19 protein-coding genes are annotated in these 19,768 nt (G+C 65.8%); 12 read left to right on the top strand and 7 right to left on the bottom strand.

Annotated features, from left to right (window positions below; all coding sequences use genetic code 11):
- Nucleotides 1-142: 142 nt before the first annotated feature.
- Nucleotides 143-2,173, bottom strand: a complete 2,031-nt coding sequence (locus QYS36_RS13310) for an NADPH-dependent 2,4-dienoyl-CoA reductase (RefSeq protein WP_308839928.1) — start codon at nt 2,171-2,173, stop codon at nt 143-145.
- Between the two features lie 198 nt (nt 2,174-2,371).
- On the opposite strand from QYS36_RS13310, the gene QYS36_RS13315 reads away from it, so the two are divergent.
- The 10 genes from QYS36_RS13315 (at nt 2,372) to QYS36_RS13360 (ending at nt 10,014) form a co-directional block, all read left to right on the top strand.
- Nucleotides 2,372-3,433: an AraC family transcriptional regulator gene (locus QYS36_RS13315; RefSeq protein ID WP_308839929.1), complete on the top strand. Its 1,062-nt coding sequence runs from the start codon at nt 2,372-2,374 to the stop codon at nt 3,431-3,433.
- Between the two features lie 190 nt (nt 3,434-3,623).
- The gene (locus QYS36_RS13320; RefSeq protein ID WP_308839930.1) at nt 3,624-4,811 is read left to right on the top strand and encodes a PepSY domain-containing protein; all 1,188 of its coding nucleotides are present in this window, start codon (nt 3,624-3,626) and stop codon (nt 4,809-4,811) included.
- On the top strand, nt 4,808-5,353 hold the full coding sequence (locus QYS36_RS13325; protein ID WP_308839931.1) for a thiamine pyrophosphate-binding protein: 546 nt from the start codon (nt 4,808-4,810) through the stop codon (nt 5,351-5,353). The genes QYS36_RS13320 and QYS36_RS13325 overlap by 4 nt, the downstream gene beginning before the upstream one ends.
- The gene (locus tag QYS36_RS13330; protein WP_308839932.1) at nt 5,350-5,676 is read left to right on the top strand and encodes a hypothetical protein; all 327 of its coding nucleotides are present in this window, start codon (nt 5,350-5,352) and stop codon (nt 5,674-5,676) included. The genes QYS36_RS13325 and QYS36_RS13330 overlap by 4 nt, the downstream gene beginning before the upstream one ends.
- Nucleotides 5,673-6,239 carry a DUF6162 family protein gene (locus QYS36_RS13335; protein ID WP_308839933.1) on the top strand — a complete coding sequence of 189 codons (567 nt, stop codon included), beginning with the start codon at nt 5,673-5,675 and terminating at the stop codon, nt 6,237-6,239. The genes QYS36_RS13330 and QYS36_RS13335 overlap by 4 nt, the downstream gene beginning before the upstream one ends.
- 36 nt (nt 6,240-6,275) lie before the next feature.
- Nucleotides 6,276-7,208 (top strand): metal ABC transporter substrate-binding protein, encoded by a 933-nt coding sequence (locus QYS36_RS13340; RefSeq protein ID WP_308839934.1) that lies wholly within the window; start codon nt 6,276-6,278, stop codon nt 7,206-7,208.
- Entirely contained in the window at nt 7,205-7,960 is a 756-nt protein-coding gene (locus QYS36_RS13345; protein ID WP_308839935.1) for a metal ABC transporter ATP-binding protein, read from the top strand. Before QYS36_RS13340 ends, QYS36_RS13345 begins: the two co-directional genes overlap by 4 nt.
- Nucleotides 7,957-8,859 (top strand): metal ABC transporter permease, encoded by a 903-nt coding sequence (locus tag QYS36_RS13350; protein ID WP_308839936.1) that lies wholly within the window; start codon nt 7,957-7,959, stop codon nt 8,857-8,859. The genes QYS36_RS13345 and QYS36_RS13350 overlap by 4 nt, the downstream gene beginning before the upstream one ends.
- Nucleotides 8,856-9,743: a metal ABC transporter solute-binding protein, Zn/Mn family gene (locus QYS36_RS13355; RefSeq protein ID WP_308839937.1), complete on the top strand. Its 888-nt coding sequence runs from the start codon at nt 8,856-8,858 to the stop codon at nt 9,741-9,743. Before QYS36_RS13350 ends, QYS36_RS13355 begins: the two co-directional genes overlap by 4 nt.
- Nucleotides 9,709-10,014, top strand: a complete 306-nt coding sequence (locus QYS36_RS13360; RefSeq protein WP_308839938.1) for a hypothetical protein — start codon at nt 9,709-9,711, stop codon at nt 10,012-10,014. Before QYS36_RS13355 ends, QYS36_RS13360 begins: the two co-directional genes overlap by 35 nt.
- 43 nt (nt 10,015-10,057) lie before the next feature.
- Here the strand turns inward: QYS36_RS13360 and epsC are convergent, their stop codons facing one another.
- The 4 genes from epsC to QYS36_RS13380 form a co-directional block, all read right to left on the bottom strand.
- Nucleotides 10,058-11,020 carry a serine O-acetyltransferase EpsC gene (gene epsC / locus QYS36_RS13365; RefSeq protein WP_308839939.1) on the bottom strand — a complete coding sequence of 321 codons (963 nt, stop codon included), beginning with the start codon at nt 11,018-11,020 and terminating at the stop codon, nt 10,058-10,060.
- Nucleotides 11,021-11,142: 122 nt separating this feature from the next.
- On the bottom strand, nt 11,143-13,218 hold the full coding sequence (gene treS, locus QYS36_RS13370) for a maltose alpha-D-glucosyltransferase (RefSeq protein WP_374990452.1): 2,076 nt from the start codon (nt 13,216-13,218) through the stop codon (nt 11,143-11,145).
- 120 nt (nt 13,219-13,338) lie between these two features.
- Nucleotides 13,339-13,755, bottom strand: coding sequence for a c-type cytochrome (locus tag QYS36_RS13375; protein WP_308839940.1), 417 nt, complete (start codon nt 13,753-13,755; stop codon nt 13,339-13,341).
- Between the two features lie 71 nt (nt 13,756-13,826).
- Nucleotides 13,827-14,714, bottom strand: a complete 888-nt coding sequence (locus tag QYS36_RS13380) for an NAD(P)/FAD-dependent oxidoreductase (RefSeq protein ID WP_308839941.1) — start codon at nt 14,712-14,714, stop codon at nt 13,827-13,829.
- Between the two features lie 144 nt (nt 14,715-14,858).
- Here QYS36_RS13380 and QYS36_RS13385 point away from each other — a divergent pair, with 144 nt between their 5' ends.
- Nucleotides 14,859-15,308 carry an Rrf2 family transcriptional regulator gene (locus tag QYS36_RS13385; RefSeq protein WP_308839942.1) on the top strand — a complete coding sequence of 150 codons (450 nt, stop codon included), beginning with the start codon at nt 14,859-14,861 and terminating at the stop codon, nt 15,306-15,308.
- Nucleotides 15,309-15,326: 18 nt separating this feature from the next.
- On the opposite strand, the gene QYS36_RS13390 is transcribed toward QYS36_RS13385, so the two are convergent.
- Together QYS36_RS13390 and QYS36_RS13395 are read right to left on the bottom strand one after the other, a co-directional pair.
- Complete coding sequence (locus QYS36_RS13390; protein ID WP_308839943.1) at nt 15,327-15,728, bottom strand: hypothetical protein; 402 nt, start codon at nt 15,726-15,728, stop codon at nt 15,327-15,329.
- A 68-nt stretch (nt 15,729-15,796) separates the two neighbouring features.
- Nucleotides 15,797-17,434 (bottom strand): methyl-accepting chemotaxis protein, encoded by a 1,638-nt coding sequence (locus QYS36_RS13395; protein WP_308839944.1) that lies wholly within the window; start codon nt 17,432-17,434, stop codon nt 15,797-15,799.
- A 629-nt stretch (nt 17,435-18,063) separates the two neighbouring features.
- Here QYS36_RS13395 and pgm point away from each other — a divergent pair.
- Nucleotides 18,064-19,728, top strand: a complete 1,665-nt coding sequence (gene pgm, locus QYS36_RS13400; RefSeq protein ID WP_308839945.1) for a phosphoglucomutase (alpha-D-glucose-1,6-bisphosphate-dependent) — start codon at nt 18,064-18,066, stop codon at nt 19,726-19,728.
- Nucleotides 19,729-19,768: the final 40 nt, after the last annotated feature.

Raw genomic sequence — 19,768 nt, forward strand, 5'->3', positions numbered from 1 at the left:
CTTCACCTACGCGGCCCGATCCGTCCACCGCTCTGCGAGCGCAATGGTGGACAAAAAGAGCGTTGTCCACCCTACGCGGGGAACGTCCGCTTTTGCCTTGTAACAGCCTCTCCAATGCCTAAAAAAGGTCGCGCACAGGTTCCTAGAGTTCTGCCGCCAACCGCGAGCCCTGGTTGATCGCGCGCTTGGCATCCAGCTCGGCGGCCACGTCGGCGCCGCCGATCAGGTGCACCGACGCACCGCCGGCAAGCAGTTCGTCCTGCAGCTCGCGCAACGGGTCCTGACCGGCGCAGAGAATCACCGTATCCACCGGCAATACCTGGGGCTCGCCGTCGGCCACGCGGATATGCAGGCCCGCGTCGTCGATCTGCAGGTATTCCACGGCATTGATCATCTGCACCCGCTTGTTCTTCAGGCCGGCGCGATGGATCCAGCCGGTGGTCTTGCCCAGGCCGTCGCCGACCTTGCTCTTCTTGCGCTGCAGCAGGAACACCTGGCGCGCCGCGGGCTCGATTTGCGGCCGCACCCCGGCGACGCCACCACGGGCGTGCAGCGCCGGGTCGATGCCCCATTCTTTCCAGAACGCCTCACGATCCAGGCTGGTGGCCGGGCCGGCGTGGGTGATGAACTCGCTGACGTCGAAGCCGATGCCGCCGGCACCGATCACCGCAACGCGCTGGCCCACCGGCTTGCGCCCCAGGATGGCGTCCAGGTAGCTGATCACCTTGGCATGTTCGACACCTGGGATGGCCGGCGTGCGCGGCACGATACCGGTCGCCAGGATCACCTCGTCGAAGCCGCCGGCCAGCAACTCGCCCGCGCTCACCCGGGTGTTCAGGCGCAGGTCGACGCCGGTGGTTTCCAGCTTGCGCTTGAAGTAGCGCAGGGTCTCGAAGAACTCCTCCTTGCCCGGCACGCGCTTGGCCACGTTGAACTGGCCGCCGATTTCCCCCGCCGCATCGAACAGGGTTACGCGGTGCCCACGCTCGGCGGCCACGGTAGCGGCGGCGAGCCCAGCCGGGCCGGCGCCGACCACGGCAATCGACTTCACCGCCGTGGTGGCGATGTAGTTCAGCTCGGTTTCGTGGCAGGCCCGCGGGTTGACCAGGCAGGTGGTCAGCTTGCCGGCAAAGGTGTGGTCGAGGCACGCCTGGTTGCAGCCGATGCAGGTGTTGATCTCATCCGCGCGGCCGGCGGCGGCCTTGTTGACGAACTCCGGGTCGGCGAGGAAGGGCCGCGCCATCGACACCATGTCGGCGTCGCCCTCGGCCAGCACCTGCTCGGCCACTTCCGGGGTGTTGATGCGGTTGGTGGTAACCAGCGGGATCGACACCTCGCCCCGCAGCTTGGCGGTAACCTTGGTGAATGCCGCACGCGGCACCTTGGTGGCGATGGTCGGGATACGCGCCTCGTGCCAGCCGATGCCGGTGTTGATCAGCGTGGCGCCCGCCGCCTCGATGGCCTTGGCCAGCACCACGACTTCGTCCCAGCTGCTGCCGCCTTCGACCAGATCGAGCATCGACAGGCGATAGATGATGATGAAGTCGCTGCCCACGGCCTCACGCACGCGGCGCACGATTTCCACCGGCAGGCGCATGCGGTTGGCGTAACTGCCGCCCCAGCGGTCGCTGCGCTGGTTGGTATGGGCGACCAGGAACTGGTTGATGAAGTAGCCTTCGGACCCCATGATTTCCACGCCGTCGTAACCGGCCTGCCGAGCCAGCACCGCGCAATTGACGAAGTCGGCGATCTGTTTCTCGATGCCCGCCTCGTCCAGCTCCTGCGGCTTGAACGGGTTGATCGGCGCTTGGATGGCACTCGGCGCCACCTGCTTGGGGCTGTAGGCATAGCGCCCGGCGTGCAGGATCTGCATGCAGATCAACCCGTCGGCAGCGTGCACGGCATCGGTGACGATGCGGTGTTTGTCCGCTTCTTCGGGCGTGCTCAGCTTGGCGGCGCCAGCGTACACGCCGCCCTCTTCGTTCGGCGCGATGCCACCGGTGACCATCAGCCCGACACCGCCGCGAGCGCGTTCGGCGAAATACGCCGCCATGCGCTCGAAGCCGCCGGGCTTCTCCTCCAGGCCGGTGTGCATGGAGCCCATCAGGGTGCGGTTCTTCAGGGTGACGAAACCCAGATCCAGGGGAGCGAGCAGGTGCGGGTAGGCGGTCATGGTCAGATCCATCGGCGTCAATCACGGAATTGCCGCAGCCTGCGCGGGCAGCGGTCGTATGGCACAGACGATAGTGAAGCAGATGCGCCTGCTCAATGATCGTAATTGACAAACTACTGATCAAAACTGACAGCGAAGTTGGCACTGCCAAGGCCACCGGGCTACGCTGGCGCACCTTCATCCGTGCGACGCCTCGCCATGAAACCTGCCGCCATCCGCCTGGGCGACCTCTCCGTCGGCTATCTGTACAGCCTGGCCGATGCCGTCGAGCACCTGGGCCATGCCTCGCAGCCGTTGCTCGAGCACTACGGTTTCGATGCCGCGCGCCTCGCCGAACCCCGCGCGCGGCTGTCGATCCCGCGTTACATGCACCTGGGCCACGCGGCCATCGCGCTGACTGGCGAGCCGGCGCTTGGCCTGCTGATGGGCCGCTTCGCCTACCTGCACCGGCTTGGCCTGGCCGGTATCACCGCGGTCCAGGCCCCCACGGTGCGCGAGGCCGCCCGCACGCTGATCCGTTTCGAGGCCCTGTACGCCTCGAACTACCGCGGCCGCTGCAGCCTGCACGAAGACAGCGGCGGCGCCTGGCTGCGCTTTCACTCCATCGGCCCGTACAACGTCTACAACCGTTTCGTGGTCGACACCGTACTGGCCGCCTGGCTGCAGCAACTGGGTGCCCTCGCCCATACGCCGCTGGCGGCCCAGGCGCTGCAGCTGGAATTCACGGCCCCCGATTACGCCGAGCGCTACCCACTGGAGTTCGCCTGTTCGCCCACCTTCGACGCCGACTTCAACGGCCTACGGCTCGACCAGCAAGCGCTGAATTTGCGCAATCCACTGCACTGCCCCGGCACCTGGCATGAATTGTTACAACTTTGCGAGCAGGAATTGCAGCGCCTGACTCGGCCGCAAAACATGCGTGACCGGGTCATCCAGTTGCTAGGCCCGCGCCTGCATGGCCGCGAACCGGACATGGACGATATCGCTCGCCAGCTGCAGCTTCCGGCCTGGACGTTGCGCCGGCGGTTGGCCGAAGAAGGCACGCGTTTCAGCGCCATCGTCAACGAAACCCGCCGCGATCTGGCGGTCGCCTATGTACGCGACACCGAGCTGTCCTTCGGTGAAATCGCCTACCTGCTCGGCTTCGCGTCTGCCGAAGCCTTCCAGCGCGCCTTCAAGCGCTGGCTCAAGCGCCCGCCGGGAGAAATGCGCCGCAGCTACCGGCAAACCAGCAACAGCGCATCTGAATCTATAAAATAACTATTTTCATTTGCGGCTGCGGGTTTTACGCTTCTCACCCGTCTTAGTAGATAGCGGATCCATTTGTGCGCGATTGCGGTCGCGTCTCACCGGTTCCTCACCTCGCTGGCCACAAGCTGGCGAGGTTTCGTTCGTACCTAAATCGCCCTTTTCACTCGCCGTGCGAGGGCTCAGACAAGACTGATATTCCATGTCCAAGAAGTCGCGCTCGAAAATCTGGTTTCTGGTTCACAGCTGGCTCGCCCTGCCGATCTGGTTCTTCGTGTTGATCGTTTGCGTCACCGGCACCCTGGCGGTGGTCAGCCAGGAAATCGTCTGGCTGGCCAACCCCGACGTGCGCGCCAGCAAGCCGTCCGACGACGCCGAGCTGCTGACCTTCGGCCAGGTACTGGCCGAGATCAGGAAAGCCGAGCCGGAGCTGGTGGTGGAGTCCATCACCCGCCCGGACGAATCGCACTTCGCCCTCACCGCGGAGGTCAGCTACCCCGACGGCAGCAACCCGACCCTCTACGTCAACCCGTACACCGGCGCCATCCAGGGTGTGAGCCCCGAGTTCGATTTCCGCCAGTTCACCCGCGCCCTGCACGGCTGGTGGCTGGTGCCGTTCACCAATGGCTTCAGCTGGGGCTGGTACCTGGTGTCGATGATGGGCATCCCCATGCTGCTGTCGCTGATCACCGGCCTGGTGGTTTACAAAAAATTCTGGAAAGGCTTCTTCAAGCCGCGCCTGCGCTTCAACCAGGGCGCGCGGATCTTCTGGGGCGACTTCCATCGCCTGAGCGGCATCTGGTCGATCTGGTTCATCGCCGTGGTATCGATCACCGGCATCTGGTTCCTGATCCAGGCGATCCTGTTCGACAACCAGATTTCCATCTCCACCGAAGGCGTACCGGCCGTGGTGGCCCGTGAGGACGTGCCGATCGTGCGGCCCGGCGAGCCGATCCCGATGCTCGACATCGACGAAGCGGCGCGTATCGCCATCGGCAAGGTGCCGAGCCTGGACGTCAGCTTCACCCGCCTGCCCAGCAACGCCTACGACCATATCGCCGTCGGCGGCCGCGGCTGGTACCCGCTGATGATGCAGAGCGCCTCGATCAACCCCTACACCGGTGAAGTGGCCCAGCAGCGTCTGCTCGAAGACCGTTCCAAGCTGGAGTTCGTCACCGAGTCGATGCGTCCGCTGCACACCGGTGACTTCGGCGGCCTGTGGGTGAAGATGATCTGGTTCTTCTTCGGCCTGGTGCTGAGCATGATGGTGCTCAGCGGCCTGCTGATCTGGACCAAGCGCACCGCCCAGGCCACCGCCAAGGTGATCAAGCGCCCGGCGCGCACCCGCGCCGCAGCAGCCCTCGGCGACAACGCGGAGGTCAAGGCATGAGCAAGGCCATGGCAGCACAACCCGCCTCGCCGCTGAGCCGCTTTTGGCACAAGTGGCGCTTCCACATCAACATCCTGCTGGTGCTCATTCCGCTGGGCTTCATGCCCCGGTATTTCCATGACGTCGCACTGTTTCGCGGCACCAGTGGCCTGGGCGAACGCACCATCGGCGAGGTGCCGGTGGGTCCCTGGTCGATCACCCTGGCCGAATTTCGCGCCGCGCCGCCAGAGCTCGACGGCCCGGCCGGCTACATGAAGATCTTCACCGGCGCGCTGTGCAAGGAATGCATCAGCCAGGTCAAGGCCACCTACCTGCGCATCGGCAAGCCGCGCAGCCTGCGCGCCGCCGGCGGCATCTTCTTCGGCAGCGCCTACCGCATGGGCGCCACCGTGCCGCTGCCGACCCGCACCAAAACCGACGCCGAACTGTGGATCACCATGGAGGGCTGGGACGGCTCCGTACACCAGGCCGCCGTGCCGCTCGAACAGGCATCCCCGGCCACCGTCGCGTGGCTGCAGAAACAACAAGGAGGCAAACCATGATCAAGCCCAACGTCCTGCGCAGCGCCGCAGGTATCGCCCTGCTGTCACTCAGTGGCCTGGCCCTGGCCCACAACCCGATGTGCCAGTGCGAAGCCGTCGATGCCGAGAACATTCGCTGCACCGGCGGTTTTTCCGACGGCAGCGGCGCCCCAGGGGTGACCCTGGATGTGATCGGCTATGACGAAAGCATCCTGGTGCCCGGCAAGCTCGCCGAGGACTCGACCCTGACCTTCAAGAAGCCCGAGGGCGAGTTCTACGTGCTGTTCGACGCCGGCCCCGGCCACATCGTCGAAATCGACCACTCGGAAATCGACGCCCCATGACGGTTCAGGCCGTACGCCCCGCCGGTGCGGGGCATGAAACCCTCTACGTGCTGCTGCTGTGCCTGGTCATCGTGCTGGCGGCCGGTTGCGTGGTCGCCTGGCATGGCGAAACCGATAGCGAAACCCGCATCGAAAGCCATCAGATCGACGCCCGCCGCGACCTCACCGCTGCCGAGCAAGGCATCTACGCCGACCTGCGGGTGGCCGCCGACGAGATCCGCATCCGCCGCGACGAAGAGCAAGCGCTGCTGACGCCCGCAGAGCTGGCCGACGAAGGCTTCCCACCGTTCGTGGCCGACGCCAGTGCCACCAGCCGCGGCAGCCACGCCTGGCAATTGCTGCCCGGCGACCAGCCGGCCTACTTCGGCGCCAGCCAGGCACTGGAGGTTGCCGGCTCGCTGCTGATGCTGCTCGACACCGAGCATGAGCAGGCCGACGTCTGGCTCAACCGCAACGGCGCCAGCGCGCCTTCCAGTCTGGACGCGCAAAGCCTGATCGCTGCCGGCTGGCAGCAGATCGCCTCCCAGTACGACGCAGGTGTCACCCGGCAACACCGCCACTGACCGCCTCCGACTCACCCGACAGAAGACCGCCCGCCCATGCCCATTTCCCGCTTTTCCCGCGCTCGCCAGCTGCTGCCACGCCTGAGCAGCGGCCTGTGCGCCCTGCTGCTGCTCGGCGCTGCCAGCGTCGCCGATGCCAAGCTGCGCATCGGTATCACCCTGCACCCCTACTACAGCTACGTGGCCAACATCGTCGGCGACAAGGCCGAGGTGGTGCCGCTGATTCCCGCCGGTTTCAACCCCCACGCCTACGAGCCGCGCGCCGAAGACATCAAGCGCATCGGCACGCTGGACGTGGTGGTGCTCAACGGCGTGGGGCATGACGACTTCGCCGACCGCATGATCGCCGCCAGCGAGAAGCCGGATATCGACGTGATCGAAGCCAACGCCAACGTGCCGCTGCTGGCGGCCACCGGGATTGCCGCCCGCGGTGCCGGCAAGGTGGTCAACCCGCACACCTTCCTGTCGATCAGTGCCTCCATCGCCCAGGTCAACAACATCGCCCGCGAGCTCGGCAAGCTCGACCCGGACAACGCCAAGACCTACACCCAGAACGCCCGCGCCTACGGCAAACGCCTGCGCAAACTGCGCGCCGACGCCCTCTCCCAGCTGACCGAAGCGCCCAACGCCGACCTGCGCGTAGCCACCGTGCACGCGGCCTACGACTACCTGTTGCGCGAGTTCGGCCTGGAAGTCACCGCGGTGGTCGAGCCGGCCCACGGTATCGAGCCGAGCCCGAGCCAGCTGAAAAAGACCATCGACCAACTGCGCGAGCTGGACGTGAAGGTGATCTTCTCCGAGCTGGACTTCCCGTCCACCTACGTCGACACCATCCAGCGCGAATCCGGCGTCAAGCTCTACCCGCTGTCGCACATTTCCTACGGCGAATACAGCGCCGAGAAGTACGAGAAGGAAATGGCGGACAACATGAACACCGTGGTGCGCGCCATTCAGGAAGCCGGCCAATGACCGCGGCAGAAAACCTCAGTGTGGCGGCAGTCGGCCCGGCCATCGACTTCCAGCAGGTCAGCCTGGTACTCGGCCGCACGCAGATTCTCGACAACGTCAGCTTCACGGTGCAGCCGGGCAGCGTGCATGCGTTGGTCGGCCCCAACGGTGGTGGCAAGAGCTCGCTGATCAAGACCCTGCTCGGCCAGATGCCCCACCAGGGCAAACTCAGCCTGCAGTGGCCCGGCGCCGTCGGCACCATCGGCTACGTGCCCCAGGCGCTGGAATTCGACCGTGGCCTGCCGATGACCGTGGACGATTTCATGGCTGCCATGTGCCAGCGCCGCCCGGCTTTTCTTGGCCTGTCCAAACACTTCGCCAAACCCATCGATGAGGCCCTGGCCCGCGTCGGCATGCTGGAGAAGCGCAAGCGGCGCATGGGCGCGCTGTCCGGCGGCGAGCGCCAGCGCGTGTTGCTCGCCCAGGGGCTGATCCCCGCACCGCAATTGCTGGTGCTCGACGAGCCGATGTCGGCCCTCGACGAGGCCGGCATCCAGGTGTTCGAGCGCCTGCTCGGTGACTGGCGCCGCGCCGGCATCAGCGTACTGTGGATCGAGCACGACCTGGAAGCGGTCAAGCGCCTCGCCGACCGCGTTACCGGTCTCAGCCGCCGGGTGCTGTTCGATGCGCCACCCGGCGAAGCCCTGACCCCGGAGCGCCTGCTCGGCCTGTTCTCCACCCACGCACGCACCGTGGAGGCCGTCCAGCCATGATCGACTATGAACAATTTCGCCTGCTGATCCAGGGCTGGGCCTCTTCCGGCTACCTGCCAGGCGCGCTGGCCTACGGTTTCGTGGTCAATGCGTTGCTCGCCGGCCTGCTGATCGGCCCGGTGCTGGGCGGCCTCGGCACCCTGGTGGTGGTCAAGCGCTTCGCGTTCTTCTCCGAAGCGGTCGGCCACGCCGCACTGACCGGCGTGGCCATCGGCATCCTGCTGGGCGAACCCTACACCGGCCCCTATGGCGCCCTGTTCGGCTACGCCTTGCTGTTCGGCATCCTGCTCAACTACCTGCGCAACCGCACGGGCCTGGCGCCAGACACGCTGATCGGCGTGTTCCTGTCGGTGTCCCTGGCCATGGGCGCCAGCCTGCTGCTGGTGCTGGCCGGGCGGATCAACGTGCACATTCTGGAAAACGTGCTGTTCGGCTCGGTGCTCACGGTCAACGGCACCGACCTGCTGGTGCTGCTGGTGGTCGGTGGCCTGGTCATGGGCCTGGCCCTGCCGCTGTACAACCGCATCATGCTGGCCAGCTTCAACCCGCAGCTGGCGGCGGTGCGCGGCGTAGCGGTGAAGACCCTGGATTACCTGTTCGTGATCCTGGTGACGCTGATCACCGTGGCGGCGGTCAAGGTCATCGGCGCGATTCTGGTCGGCGCCCTGCTGGTGATTCCGGCGGCCGCCGCGCGCCTGCTCAGCCAGTCGCTGAAAGGCTTCTTCTGGCTCTCGGTGCTGATCGCCACCGTCAGCACCTTGCTCGGCATTCTGCTGCCCATCGTGCTGGATCTGCCGATCCCCTCCGGCGCCGCGATCATCATGATCGCCGGTATCGCCTTCGCCCTCGCCGCCATCGCGCGCGGCGTCGTACCAAGCTTGAAAGGGAACCTGGGATGACCCATCGACTCCACCAACTGGGCCTCGCCCTGCTCCTCAGCCTGCCCGGCCTCGCCCTGGCAAAGGACGTCACCGTCCTGGTTTCGCAGCCGATCACCTTTGGCCTGGCCACTGACTTGCTCGACGGCACAGAGGTGCACATCGAGCGCGCCGCCCCCGCCACCCTGCCGGCCAGCCGCCAGGTGTCGTATTTCGCCGGGCGCGGCGCTGCCGCGCTGCAGAAGGTCGCCGTCGATGCCGATGCGGCCATCGCCCTGCGCTCGCTGTGGGCCGAAGACCCGCTCTACCCCATGGCCCGGCGCAGCAATATCCGTATCGTCGAGATCGACGCCGCGCGCCCGGTGGACGGTGCCCTGCCCGGTATCGCCATCCAGGCCGAAAGCGCCGGCGACAACGACCTGGCGGGCCACCCTTGGCTGGCGATCAACAACATGGGGCGCATGGCCGACGTGATGGCTGCCGACCTGGTGCGCCTGGCGCCGGACGCCAAGGCCAAGGTCGAGCAGAACCTCGCCGCCCTCAAGCAGCGCCTGCTCAAGCTCAATGCCCACAGCGAGCGCGAGTTGGCCAAGGCCGACAACCTGTCCGTGTACAGCCTGAGTGATCGCCTGGATTACCTGATCAGCGGCCTCAATCTGGACCTGGTCAGCAGCGACAGCCGGGATGACCGCGACTGGGATGGCGAAGCCCTGCGGTCGCTGACAGGCGCCCTGCAGGCAGACGACGTGGCCCTGGTACTGGCCCACCGCAACCCGCCCAAACCGGTGGAAGATGCGATCAAGGCCGCCGGTGTGCCGCTGCTGGTGCTGGAAACCGAGCAAGACGATCCAGTGGCCGAGCTGGAAGGCAATGTCGACAGCCTGGTCAAAGCGCTCGCGCAATGACAAGCTGTCGAGAGCCACGCGGCTGAAAACAGCGCTACAACGAAAAGGCCCGATGCATGCGCATCGGGCCTTTTCTGTTGATTCTGGCAAATGGGCCGAACGGTTTGCCGTTGCAGTCTCCATCCCCGCCGCAAGCGAGCTGTTACAGCTCGGTGGCGTCTTCAGCGAACTCGGGTACGTCCTGTTCCACGGCACGGGACTCGAGCAGCTCTTCCTGATAATCGTCCATCTCTTTCTCCTTTCTCTCTTTGGTCTCGAACCGAGTCTATGAAGTCTGCGTGTCTGTTATATGACAGACATCAAGCCAGCCTGGTTCAGCATCCACTTCGCTCAGCGCTGGCCTGAGATACGTTACTACCAGGCTCTACGCTGCGGGTAAGCCAGACGTTACCGCCGATTACCGAACCTTTGCCAATGGTGATGCGCCCCAGAATCGTGGCGCCGGCGTAGATCACCACATTGTCTTCGACGATCGGGTGGCGCGGCTGGCCCTTGTGCAACTGGCCACTTTCATCGCTGGTGAAGCGCTTCGCGCCCAGGGTCACCGCCTGGTAGATACGCACGTGGTTGCCGATGATCGCCGTCTCGCCGATCACCACGCCGGTGCCGTGATCGATAAAGAAGCTGTGGCCGATCTGCGCCCCCGGGTGGATGTCGATGCCGGTGGCGCCATGGGCGGTTTCCGCGGCGATACGTGCCAACAGCGGCAGGCCGGCGCGATACAGATGATGGGCCAGGCGGTGGTAGATCATCGCCAGCACGCCCGGGTAGCAAAGCAGCACCTCATCGACGCTGCGCGCCGCCGGGTCGCCGTTGAAGGCCGCCACCACATCCTGATCGAGCAAGCGGCGCAGGGCCGGCAGCGCCGCCGCGAAGTCGCGGACGATGGCCACGGCCTGGCAATCCACATCACCGGCGTTATCACCTCGCTGGCGCGCCGCATAGCGCAGCTCCATACGCACCTGCGCCACCAGCGCGTTCAACGCGCGGTCCAGGGTATGGCCAACGTAATAGTCTTCGCTTTCTTCGCGCAGTTCGGCCGGGCCCAGGCGCATGGGGAACAACGCACCACACAGCCCGCTGAGAATCGCCGCCATGGCTTGGCGCGACGGCAGCTCACGGCCGCCCAGTTCGGGATTGCGCCCGGAATGGTTGCGCCATTCGGCGCGCGCGGCACGCAGACCGGCAACGGTCTGCTCCAGCTTCCAGTTGATCGGCCGGGATGAATACTCAGCCTCGGCGCCATCCTCGGTGCGGATGGCAAACTCGCCGTTCATTGAAACCTCAACTCGACATGCGGCCAGCGCCATCGGCCAGCCTGGACAGGGACAATACGGCGCGCCCGCAGGCGCGCTCAACTACTCGAACGTTATGAGCTTAGTGCGCAAAGGCATATCGCTCAGCCGTCCATGGCGGCAATCCCCGGTGCCATGCTGGCGATGCGCAGCGCCAGCCCTTCATAGGGTTCGAGCTGGATATGCAGCTCGCCTTCGGCAGACAGGTCGCCCAGCAGCCGCTCGTGGATGATGTCCACCACCGGCCCCGGCTCGACGTGCTCCAGGGTGATCACCTCGCTGATTGGTTCGGCGCCGAAGTTCAGCGCCGTGACCTGGATGCCACGCCCCGCCGGCAGCTCGTGCACCATGATCAGCAGCGCCGGGTGCTGGGTGACCGGCACGGCGATCTGCCGGCTCGAGGCCACACCGTGGGAGCGCCGCGCGGCGAACATGCGCCGAGCCTGGGAGGCGAACGACTGCGGGTCCTGCAGCTGCTCGGCGAGGCTGCCATACAGCTGCCGGGAACGCGGCAGGCCTTCGGCGGACAGCAGCGCGTCGGGGTCGAGATCGACCAGGTCGTAGCCGCCGCGGTTGATCCAGCGCGTGTCGCCCTCGGCGATCAAATCGGCGACCTGCTCGACGTCCAGGGGCAGCGCGCCAACCAGATCCCAGCCCGACAGCGCGACCACGCCAGGCTGCATGGCGTTGAACATCAGCAACAGCAGGTGCACGCGGCGAATCTGCTCGATATCGGCCTCGCTGATGGTGCTCAGGTCACGAATGCCCAGGGCTGCGGTGATGATGCTCACCGTGGTACAGGCCACGCCGTTGGTGACGAACTTCAGGTTGTAGGGCGCATGCTCGCCGGTCAGGCGCTCGTACATCTCGCCGCGAATGTGCTCGCGCAGGATGCTGCCCGGCAGGCTCTGGCCGCGGAACACGTAGGTATCGTTGGCATGCAGGGTCCAGAAATGCACCAGCTCGAGGGTCAGCTCGTCATGGTTCTGCAGGGCGTGGATCAGCGACGCCGGGTCGATGCCGAAGTCATGCATCTGCTGCATCATCAGGCGCAGGAACTCCACGTCACCGGTCAACAGCGCGTGCTGGTAGGCCGGCCGGGTGATGAAGTCGTAGGACAGGTCGGCACCGCCCTGGGACATGGCGGCGATGTCGTCCAGGGTCAGGTTGAGTTCCTGGAAGCTGAACGCCCCGGCCTTGCGGATCATCCCGGCGAGCAGCTGGTTGCCGGTCAGCGACAGCGGGTGGCTCTCCGACCAGGCATTGCCCTGGCTGCGCCGTTCGACGCCAAGGAAGCCGTTGGCATCCAGGCGCAGCACCCGCGAGCCGATCACGTCGATGGCGTGCAGCGACTCACCGGTGACCAGCTGCTGGGCGGCGAAGGTCGGATCCAGCCAGTTCAGTGACGGCTGGCCTTCCTTGAAGTAGTGCAGGTACACCCAGCGCCGCACCTTGCCATCGACCCCGGTGATCTCGCCAGTGGCGCTCCAGTCGGTTTCCTTGACGCCGGGCTCGAAGAAGATCACCCGCTGCAACTGGCCGACGATGTAGTGCTTGTCACGCAACGCATCGACGGTGGCTGGTGACAGGTTGACCGAATCGCGGCCCTCGGGCAGCGCTGGCAGCAGCTCCCAGTCGGCCTCGGCGATCTCCACCATGTGATAGAGGCCGGGGTAGTCGCCGTAGGCCATTTCCGCCAGGCGGAAATCCGCGCCCTTGCCGGTGTGCGAAGGAATCGAGTCGTCGATGGTCACCGCGTTGTGGGCCGCGGCCACCCGGCTCAGGTGCACCAGCTGTTCCTCACTGCCGAAGCGCGGGTCGATCTCCAGGCTGATGCGGTCGAAGTTGCCGTCCACGGTGGGCGTGTATTCGCGCCCCTGCAAACCACCGGAGCGACGCAGCGGCCCGGTGTGGATGCCCTGCACGCCGAGTTCGGAGAGCGCCGACCACAGGCGTTCGTCGCCAAGCGCCTGCAGCACCGAGCCGTCGGGCGAGGTAATGATCGAAGCCGGATAGACCGCCAGCCATACCGAGGCTACCGCCGTGACGCTGCGTGGCCGGGCCAATGCGTAGGGTTGTTGCCACAAACGGGCCTGGCCCGAATACAGGCGCATGCGCTGGCGGGCGGCGTGCAGCATGGACTGCTCGACCAACCAGTTGATCTGTTGTTCATCTGCCATAGCGATCCCGGGGGGCGAAGGGATGGATCGCGAACGGCCGGGCCGTCCGCTGGTTCTAGAATTTCAGAACCAGCGGCGAGGGCTTCGTTCAGATTGATTGCGGCGCCTGCAGCGGCCCGTTCAGTGATCCTGCTGGGCTTTGAGGTAAAGCAGCAGGCTGTCGATCTTCTGCTGATCGCCAATGCCCCAGAAGCGCATCTTGTTGCCGGGCACCACGCTGTCGGAGTCCTTGATGAAGGCACTCAGGGTATCGCGATCCCAGACCAGATCCGCTTGCTGCATGGCGGGCGAATACCGGTAGTCCCGGGTGGCGCCGGCATGCCGGCCGAAGATGCCATTGAGCTGCGGCCCGAAGGCGGCGCGCGCGCCCGGCCCGACATTGTGGCAGTTGCCACAGACGCGCTTGAACAGCGCCTCGCCAGCGGCGATGTCGGCTTCAGCCTGGGCCGTCTGAGTGAGCAGTGCAGCGGCGGTGATAAGCAGGCCGAGACCAACCAGGCGGCGGCACGGCAGAGGGATCGGTAAAAAAACGGTCATTGGCACGCGAGCGGTTGCTGCAAAGGGGCCGCCAGTATGCCCCAGCGCAGTGACCGATTCATTGATCTGCGCTAGCGAAAGATCAACGACTGGTGAGCACCGGCTCCCGCCCTCGCCCCCGTGCCGACGGCGAGCGCTACCGAGCCGGCGGCCAGCGCCGCGTCGCCACAGGCGAACACGCCCGGCACGCTGGTTTCCTGGGTTTCCCCGGTTTGCAGATACAGGCCCATCGGTCCTTCGACCAGGGTGCAACCGAGCTGCTCGGCCAACGGGCTGTTCTGATGGGTGCGCGGCATCACGAACAGCCCGTCCAGCGCCGCCGTACGGCCGTCGGCCAGGTTGACCTCGAGGCGCTCGCCACTGATCGACAGCACGGGGTCCGGCTCGACCACCACGCCACGGCGCGCCAGCTGTTCGAGCTGCTCGGCATCGGGCACGAAGGCGCCGTTGAGAAAGAACGTGGTGCTGCCCCAGTCCGGCAGCATCAGAGCATGGTGGATCGACAGGGGCGAGACCGCCAGCACGCCAATGCGCCCCTGATCCAGCTCGTAACCATGGCAATACGGGCAGTGAAACACATGGCGCCCCCAGCGTTCGGCCAGCCCGTCGATGGCGGGCAGCTCATCGCGCACGCCGCCGGCCAGGATCAGCCGCCGGGTGGCCTGCACCTGGCCATCGCGCAGCCTCACCACGAAGCCTTCGCCGTCACGCTGCACCGCAGTGGCCTCGCCCACCTGCCAGCTGACGTTCGGGTAGTCCATCAGCTCGGCACGCCCATCGGCGGCGATGTCGTCCGGCGCGCGCCCGTCCTGGCCGAGAAACCCGTGGGAATGGCTGGCAAAGCGATTGCGCCGCACCCCGGCGTCGATCACCAGCACGCGGCGCCGGGCACGGGCCAACTGCAGCCCCGCGGAAAGGCCGGCATAGCTGCCGCCGACGATGATTGCGTCATAACTCATGGCGTTACTCCTCCATGGTGGGCTCGGGAGAACACCGAGCCATCATGCAACACCATAAGTTACATAATGGAACAGCGTCAACCTCTCGTAACTTCATTCATTACGAATCATACTCGTGGCCATCGCCGCCGCCCCGAGACGCCCATGAGAAACGACACCCGGTTGTCCCGCATGCTGCACGTGCTGATCCACATGGATCGCCACGAACAGCGCACCACCTCGGAAACCATCGCGCGCATGCTGGAAACCAACCCGGTGGTGGTGCGGCGCACCATGGGCCTGCTGCGCGACAAGGGTTACGTGACCTCCGACAAGGGCCACAAGGGCGGCTGGGCGCTGGCCAGGCCGCTGAGCGAGATCACCCTGCTGGACATTCACCAGGCCCTGGGTGCGCAGTCGATCTTCAGCATCGGCCTGGCGACCGACAACCCCACCTGCCTGGTCGAGCAGGCCGTCAACCACGCCCTCGGGCAGGCGTTCGACGAGGCCCAGGCGCTGCTCCTGCAGCGGCTGGCGTCGATCAGCGTGGCGTCCCTGGCGGAGGATTTCGACGCGCGCTACCGGGCCCTCGAGGTGCCGTGCAAGAACCTCTGAGTATGGCCTTGGCCGGGTTTACAGGTCGCGGAACAGGTCGTGGGCGTTGAGCAGCGCGTAGGCGATTTCCGGGCGCCGCTCCAGGCCGCGGCGAATCGCAGCGGGAATCGCCTGGCGGGTCTTGCGGCACAGGCCGGGGAAGTTGTGCACCTCGATGGCGATGCCACGCATGCTGCGCACTTCGTTGAAGCCCGGTGCCACCTCGACGCGAATCCCCAGCTGCTCGAACATGCGCTGCTGCAGGCGCTCGAGGTCTTCAAGGCTGGCCAGGTTTTCCAGGCGTTCGAGCAGGCGTTTCTCTTCGCTCTTGGTCAGCATCAGGATGCGCTGATGCGCGCCGGGCGCTTCCAGCAGCTGCTCGCGCTGGCAGTCGCAGGCGCCCGGAGGGCAAGGATGGCGGATCGGCAGGGACGAATTCATGGCCTGCATCATAGACAGGCAAACGGCTCATTGACCATGGTCAATGAGCCGCCGGTCGCCCTCGCCTATCAGGCACTCAGCTTGAAGCGCCCCACCAGGGTATTGAGGCCCTGGGCCAGGTGCGCCAGTTCGCTGCAGGCCGCGGCCGTCTGGTTGGCACCCGAGGCGCTCTGGATCGACAGGTCGCGGATGCTCACCAGGTTGCGGTCCACCTCGCGGGCCACGTGGGCCTGCTCTTCCGATGCGGTGGCGATCTGCAGGTTGCGCTCGTTGATCATGCCGATGGAGTCGACGATCTGCTCCAGGGCGACACGCGCATCGTCGGCGACCTGCAGGGTGTTGGTGGCCTCCTGGCTGCTGCCGCGCATGGCCTGCACGGCCTTGTCGGTACCGGTCTGGATCGCCGCGATCATCTGCTCGATTTCCTGGGTCGAGGCGGAGGTGCGATGGGCCAGGCCTCGTACCTCGTCGGCCACCACCGCGAAACCGCGGCCGTGGTCACCGGCGCGGGCCGCTTCGATGGCGGCGTTGAGGGCCAGCAGGTTGGTCTGTTCGGCCACGTTGCGGATCACGTCGAGCACCTTGCTGATGTCACGGGCCTGGTCGGCCAGCCCCTGCACCTGGTCGGATGCCTGCATCACGTTGCTCGACAGGTTCCGAATCGCCGACACGGTGCGGGCCACGTGCTGGTTGCCGGCGTTGGCCGACACCGTCGACTCGCGTGAAGCATCCGAGGCGCCACTGGCGTTGCGCGATACCTCGTCGACTGCCGAGCTCATCTGCGTCACCGCGGTGGCTGCCTGGTCGATCTCGGCATTCTGGCTCGACAGGTTGCGGGTGCTCTCCTCGGTCACCGAGGCCATCTCTTCGGCGGCGGCGGCCAGTTGGGTGGACGAGTCGCTGATCTGCCGGATGGCATCGTTGAGGTTCTTCTGCATGGTCGCCTGGGCGGCGAGCAGGCGTGCTGCCTCATCCTTGCCGGTCACCAGCACGGTACGGGTCAGGTCGCCCGAGGCGATGGTCTCGGCACTCTGCAGTGCTTCGCGGATCGGCGCGGCGATGGAGCGGGTCAGCAGGGTCGCCAGCAGTATGGTCAGCAGCACCGCGACTCCGATGGTCACCAGCACGCCAGTGCGGCCATGTTCAAAGATGGTGTGGGCATTGATGCCGGCCTGCTTGGCGCCCTGCATGTTGTAGGCAGTCAGCTCGTCGAGCTGTTGCTGCAGGCTGGTGCCGGCCTCGCGCACCTCGCCGTTGGCCAGCGCCAGCGCCTGGGGCAGTTGGCCCTGGCGCAGGAGTTCGACGATCCGCTGCTGACCGCTCAGGTAGGCCTGGGCGCCGCTGTTGACCCGCGCAAAGATGCCGCGTTCGGCCTCGGTGCTCACCAGTTGCCTGCCGTACTGCTCCAGCACCTGCTGCAGCGCGTCGCGATATTGCTGGGCGACAGTTTCGTCGATGGTCCGGTCGCTGGTGGTTTCGACCACGGCCAGCATGCGCAGGGTTTCCAGGCGGATGTTGAGCAGATCCTTCTGCAGCTCGCCGCTGGCCTGGATGCTCGCCATCCAGTTGGTTTCGATATCCTGCTCGGCTGTGTAGAGATCACTCAGCTTGAACAGGGAGAACACGCCCAGCGCCATCACCAGCAGGGTAATGAGCGCGAAGCAGAAAGCGGCGCGGGGAGCGATATTGAAGTTACGAAGGTTCATGGTGGCACCAGATGAAGGGGTGTTCTACCAACCACTCCTTGTCGGCCCAGCAGATGCGCTGCCGGTTCCGACATACGCATTTACAAAATAGCAAAACGCCATCACGGAGCACGTTAAATAAATCTATCGCCACGATACAAAGTGCCGGGCTTTTGCAATAAAACCTGACTAGTCGGCCAGATTAGGGTCTGTTGCCGTTTCACGTACGGCCGCGCCGGAGCTCGTTTGGCCGCGAGGCAAGGCACGAGCCGCGAAGTTTAGCTGGCTAAATGAGCCGGCGAGAAACGCCGCCTCGCGGCAAAACGGGCCCGGCCCTTCGGGTGGGGCCGCCTAGGTTGCGCGGGAAGTCTCGCCATGTGTCGTTGGAGGACTTGGAAAGGGAATGCCATTCCCTGCGTCCTCCGCCTAGCGGATCGCCGCCCGGCCTGGCGAGATTTCTCGCGGCAACGCGGCTCGCGTTGAAACGGCAACAGACCCTAGGGGCTACTGGCGCTTTGTCGCGCAATCTTTATCATCCGCGCGCGAGTATGGGGAACTCCAGCCCACCGCCCTGGTGTCGAACCCCGAGTCCGATGTCAGGCGCTGCGCAACAGCCGCCCGGCCCTTTCACCCCAGCAAAGGAACGATTGATGAGCATTCACAGCAACGCGGGGCTGCTTCCCGACGAGCACAGCCTGGTCAACCTGCCCCGTCTGGTGGCGCGCTACTACAGCGAACGCCCGGACCCGAGCGACCCCGCTCAGCAGGTGGCCTTCGGCACCTCGGGCCACCGCGGTTCTTCGCTGAAGAACAGCTTCAACGAATGGCACATCCTCGCCGTGACCCAGGCGATCTGCGATTACCGCCGCGGCCAGGGCATCGACGGCCCGCTGTACATCGGCATGGACACCCATGCGCTGTCCGAACCCGCTTTCGTTTCCGCCCTGGAAGTGCTGGCCGCCAACCGCATCGAAACGCGTATCGATGCCGGCTGCAGCGAAACCGCCGGCGAGCCGGGCTACACCCCGACCCCGGCGATCTCCAAGGCGATTCTCGATTACAACAAGGGCCGCAGCAGTGGCCTGGCCGACGGTATCGTCATCACCCCGTCGCACAACCCGCCGGCCGATGGCGGCTTCAAATACAACGCCAGCAACGGCGGCCCGGCCGATACCGGCGTGACCAAGTGGATCCAGGAGCGCGCCAACGAGTTGCTGGTGGCTGGTCTGAACGGCGTGCAGCGCATCGACTACGCCAGCGCCCTGAAAGCGCCCACGACTCAACGTCACGATTTCATCGAACAGTACGTCGGCGATCTCGAGCAGGTGCTCGACCTGCAGGCGATCCGTGGCTCGGGCCTGAAGTTCGCGGTCGACCCGCTGGGCGGCGCCGGGGTGCACTACTGGACGCGCATCGCCGAGCGTTTCGGCCTGCCGCTGGAGGTGCTGTCGACCCGTATCGACCCGACCTTCCGCTTCATGCGCCTCGACTGGGACGGCAAGATCCGCATGGACTGCAGCTCGCCCCATGCCATGGCCGGGCTGATCGAGAACAAGGACCGCTTCGACGTGTCCTTCGCCTGCGACACCGACCATGACCGCCACGGCATCGTTGCCCGTTCGGTGGGCCTGCTCAACCCCAACCACTACCTGGCGGTGGCCATCGAGTACCTGTTCACCCACCGTCCGCAGTGGGCCGCCCAGGCGGCCATCGGCAAGACCCTGGTGTCCTCCTCGATGATCGACCGCGTGGCCAAGGGCATCGGCCGCGAAGTGGTGGAAGTGCCGGTGGGCTTCAAGTGGTTCGTCGACGGGCTGATCGAAGGCCGCTTCGGCTTTGGCGGTGAAGAGTCCGCCGGTGCCTCGTTCCTGCGCAAGGACGGCAGCGCCTGGTCGACCGACAAGGACGGCATCATTCTCGGCCTGCTGGCGGCGGAAATCACCGCGGTGACCGGCAAGGACCCAGGCGAACGCTATCAGGCGCTGACCGAGCGTTTCGGCGCGCCGGTCTACCAGCGTATCGATGCCCCGGCGGATCGCGAGCAGAAGGCCCGCCTGGGCAAGCTGTCGGCGTCCCAGGTTACCGCCAGCGAGCTGGCCGGCCAGCCGATCACCGCCATCCTCACCGAGGCCCCGGGCAATGGCGCGGCCATCGGCGGGCTCAAGGTGGTCACCGACAACGGCTGGTTCGCCGCCCGCCCGTCCGGCACCGAAGACGTCTACAAGATCTACGCGGAAAGCTTCGAGGGCGATGCCCACCTCAAGCGTATCCAGAGCGAGGCCAAGGCGCTGGTCGACAGCGTGCTGGCAGGCTGACCAACAAAAACGCCCGGCATCAGCCGGGCGTTTTTTGCTC

Origin of the sequence: Pseudomonas sp. G34 (genome assembly GCF_031119625.1) — a bacterium.
Classification (GTDB): Bacteria; Pseudomonadota; Gammaproteobacteria; order Pseudomonadales; family Pseudomonadaceae; genus Aquipseudomonas.

Coding starts and splice junctions, on each gene's coding strand:
- QYS36_RS13380 (WP_308839941.1), bottom strand. CDS start 14,714: ATGAGTTATGACGCAATCATCGTCGGCGGCAGCTATGCCGGCCTTTCC.
- QYS36_RS13360 (WP_308839938.1), top strand. CDS start 9,709: ATGTCGACAGCCTGGTCAAAGCGCTCGCGCAATGACAAGCTGTCGAGA.
- QYS36_RS13340 (WP_308839934.1), top strand. CDS start 6,276: ATGCCCATTTCCCGCTTTTCCCGCGCTCGCCAGCTGCTGCCACGCCTG.
- QYS36_RS13355 (WP_308839937.1), top strand. CDS start 8,856: ATGACCCATCGACTCCACCAACTGGGCCTCGCCCTGCTCCTCAGCCTG.
- QYS36_RS13335 (WP_308839933.1), top strand. CDS start 5,673: ATGACGGTTCAGGCCGTACGCCCCGCCGGTGCGGGGCATGAAACCCTC.
- QYS36_RS13390 (WP_308839943.1), bottom strand. CDS start 15,728: ATGAATTCGTCCCTGCCGATCCGCCATCCTTGCCCTCCGGGCGCCTGC.
- QYS36_RS13315 (WP_308839929.1), top strand. CDS start 2,372: ATGAAACCTGCCGCCATCCGCCTGGGCGACCTCTCCGTCGGCTATCTG.
- QYS36_RS13385 (WP_308839942.1), top strand. CDS start 14,859: ATGAGAAACGACACCCGGTTGTCCCGCATGCTGCACGTGCTGATCCAC.
- QYS36_RS13320 (WP_308839930.1), top strand. CDS start 3,624: ATGTCCAAGAAGTCGCGCTCGAAAATCTGGTTTCTGGTTCACAGCTGG.
- QYS36_RS13325 (WP_308839931.1), top strand. CDS start 4,808: ATGAGCAAGGCCATGGCAGCACAACCCGCCTCGCCGCTGAGCCGCTTT.
- QYS36_RS13330 (WP_308839932.1), top strand. CDS start 5,350: ATGATCAAGCCCAACGTCCTGCGCAGCGCCGCAGGTATCGCCCTGCTG.
- epsC (WP_308839939.1), bottom strand. CDS start 11,020: ATGAACGGCGAGTTTGCCATCCGCACCGAGGATGGCGCCGAGGCTGAG.
- treS (WP_374990452.1), bottom strand. CDS start 13,218: ATGGCAGATGAACAACAGATCAACTGGTTGGTCGAGCAGTCCATGCTG.
- QYS36_RS13375 (WP_308839940.1), bottom strand. CDS start 13,755: ATGACCGTTTTTTTACCGATCCCTCTGCCGTGCCGCCGCCTGGTTGGT.
- QYS36_RS13345 (WP_308839935.1), top strand. CDS start 7,205: ATGACCGCGGCAGAAAACCTCAGTGTGGCGGCAGTCGGCCCGGCCATC.
- QYS36_RS13310 (WP_308839928.1), bottom strand. CDS start 2,173: ATGACCGCCTACCCGCACCTGCTCGCTCCCCTGGATCTGGGTTTCGTC.
- QYS36_RS13395 (WP_308839944.1), bottom strand. CDS start 17,434: ATGAACCTTCGTAACTTCAATATCGCTCCCCGCGCCGCTTTCTGCTTC.
- QYS36_RS13350 (WP_308839936.1), top strand. CDS start 7,957: ATGATCGACTATGAACAATTTCGCCTGCTGATCCAGGGCTGGGCCTCT.
- pgm (WP_308839945.1), top strand. CDS start 18,064: ATGAGCATTCACAGCAACGCGGGGCTGCTTCCCGACGAGCACAGCCTG.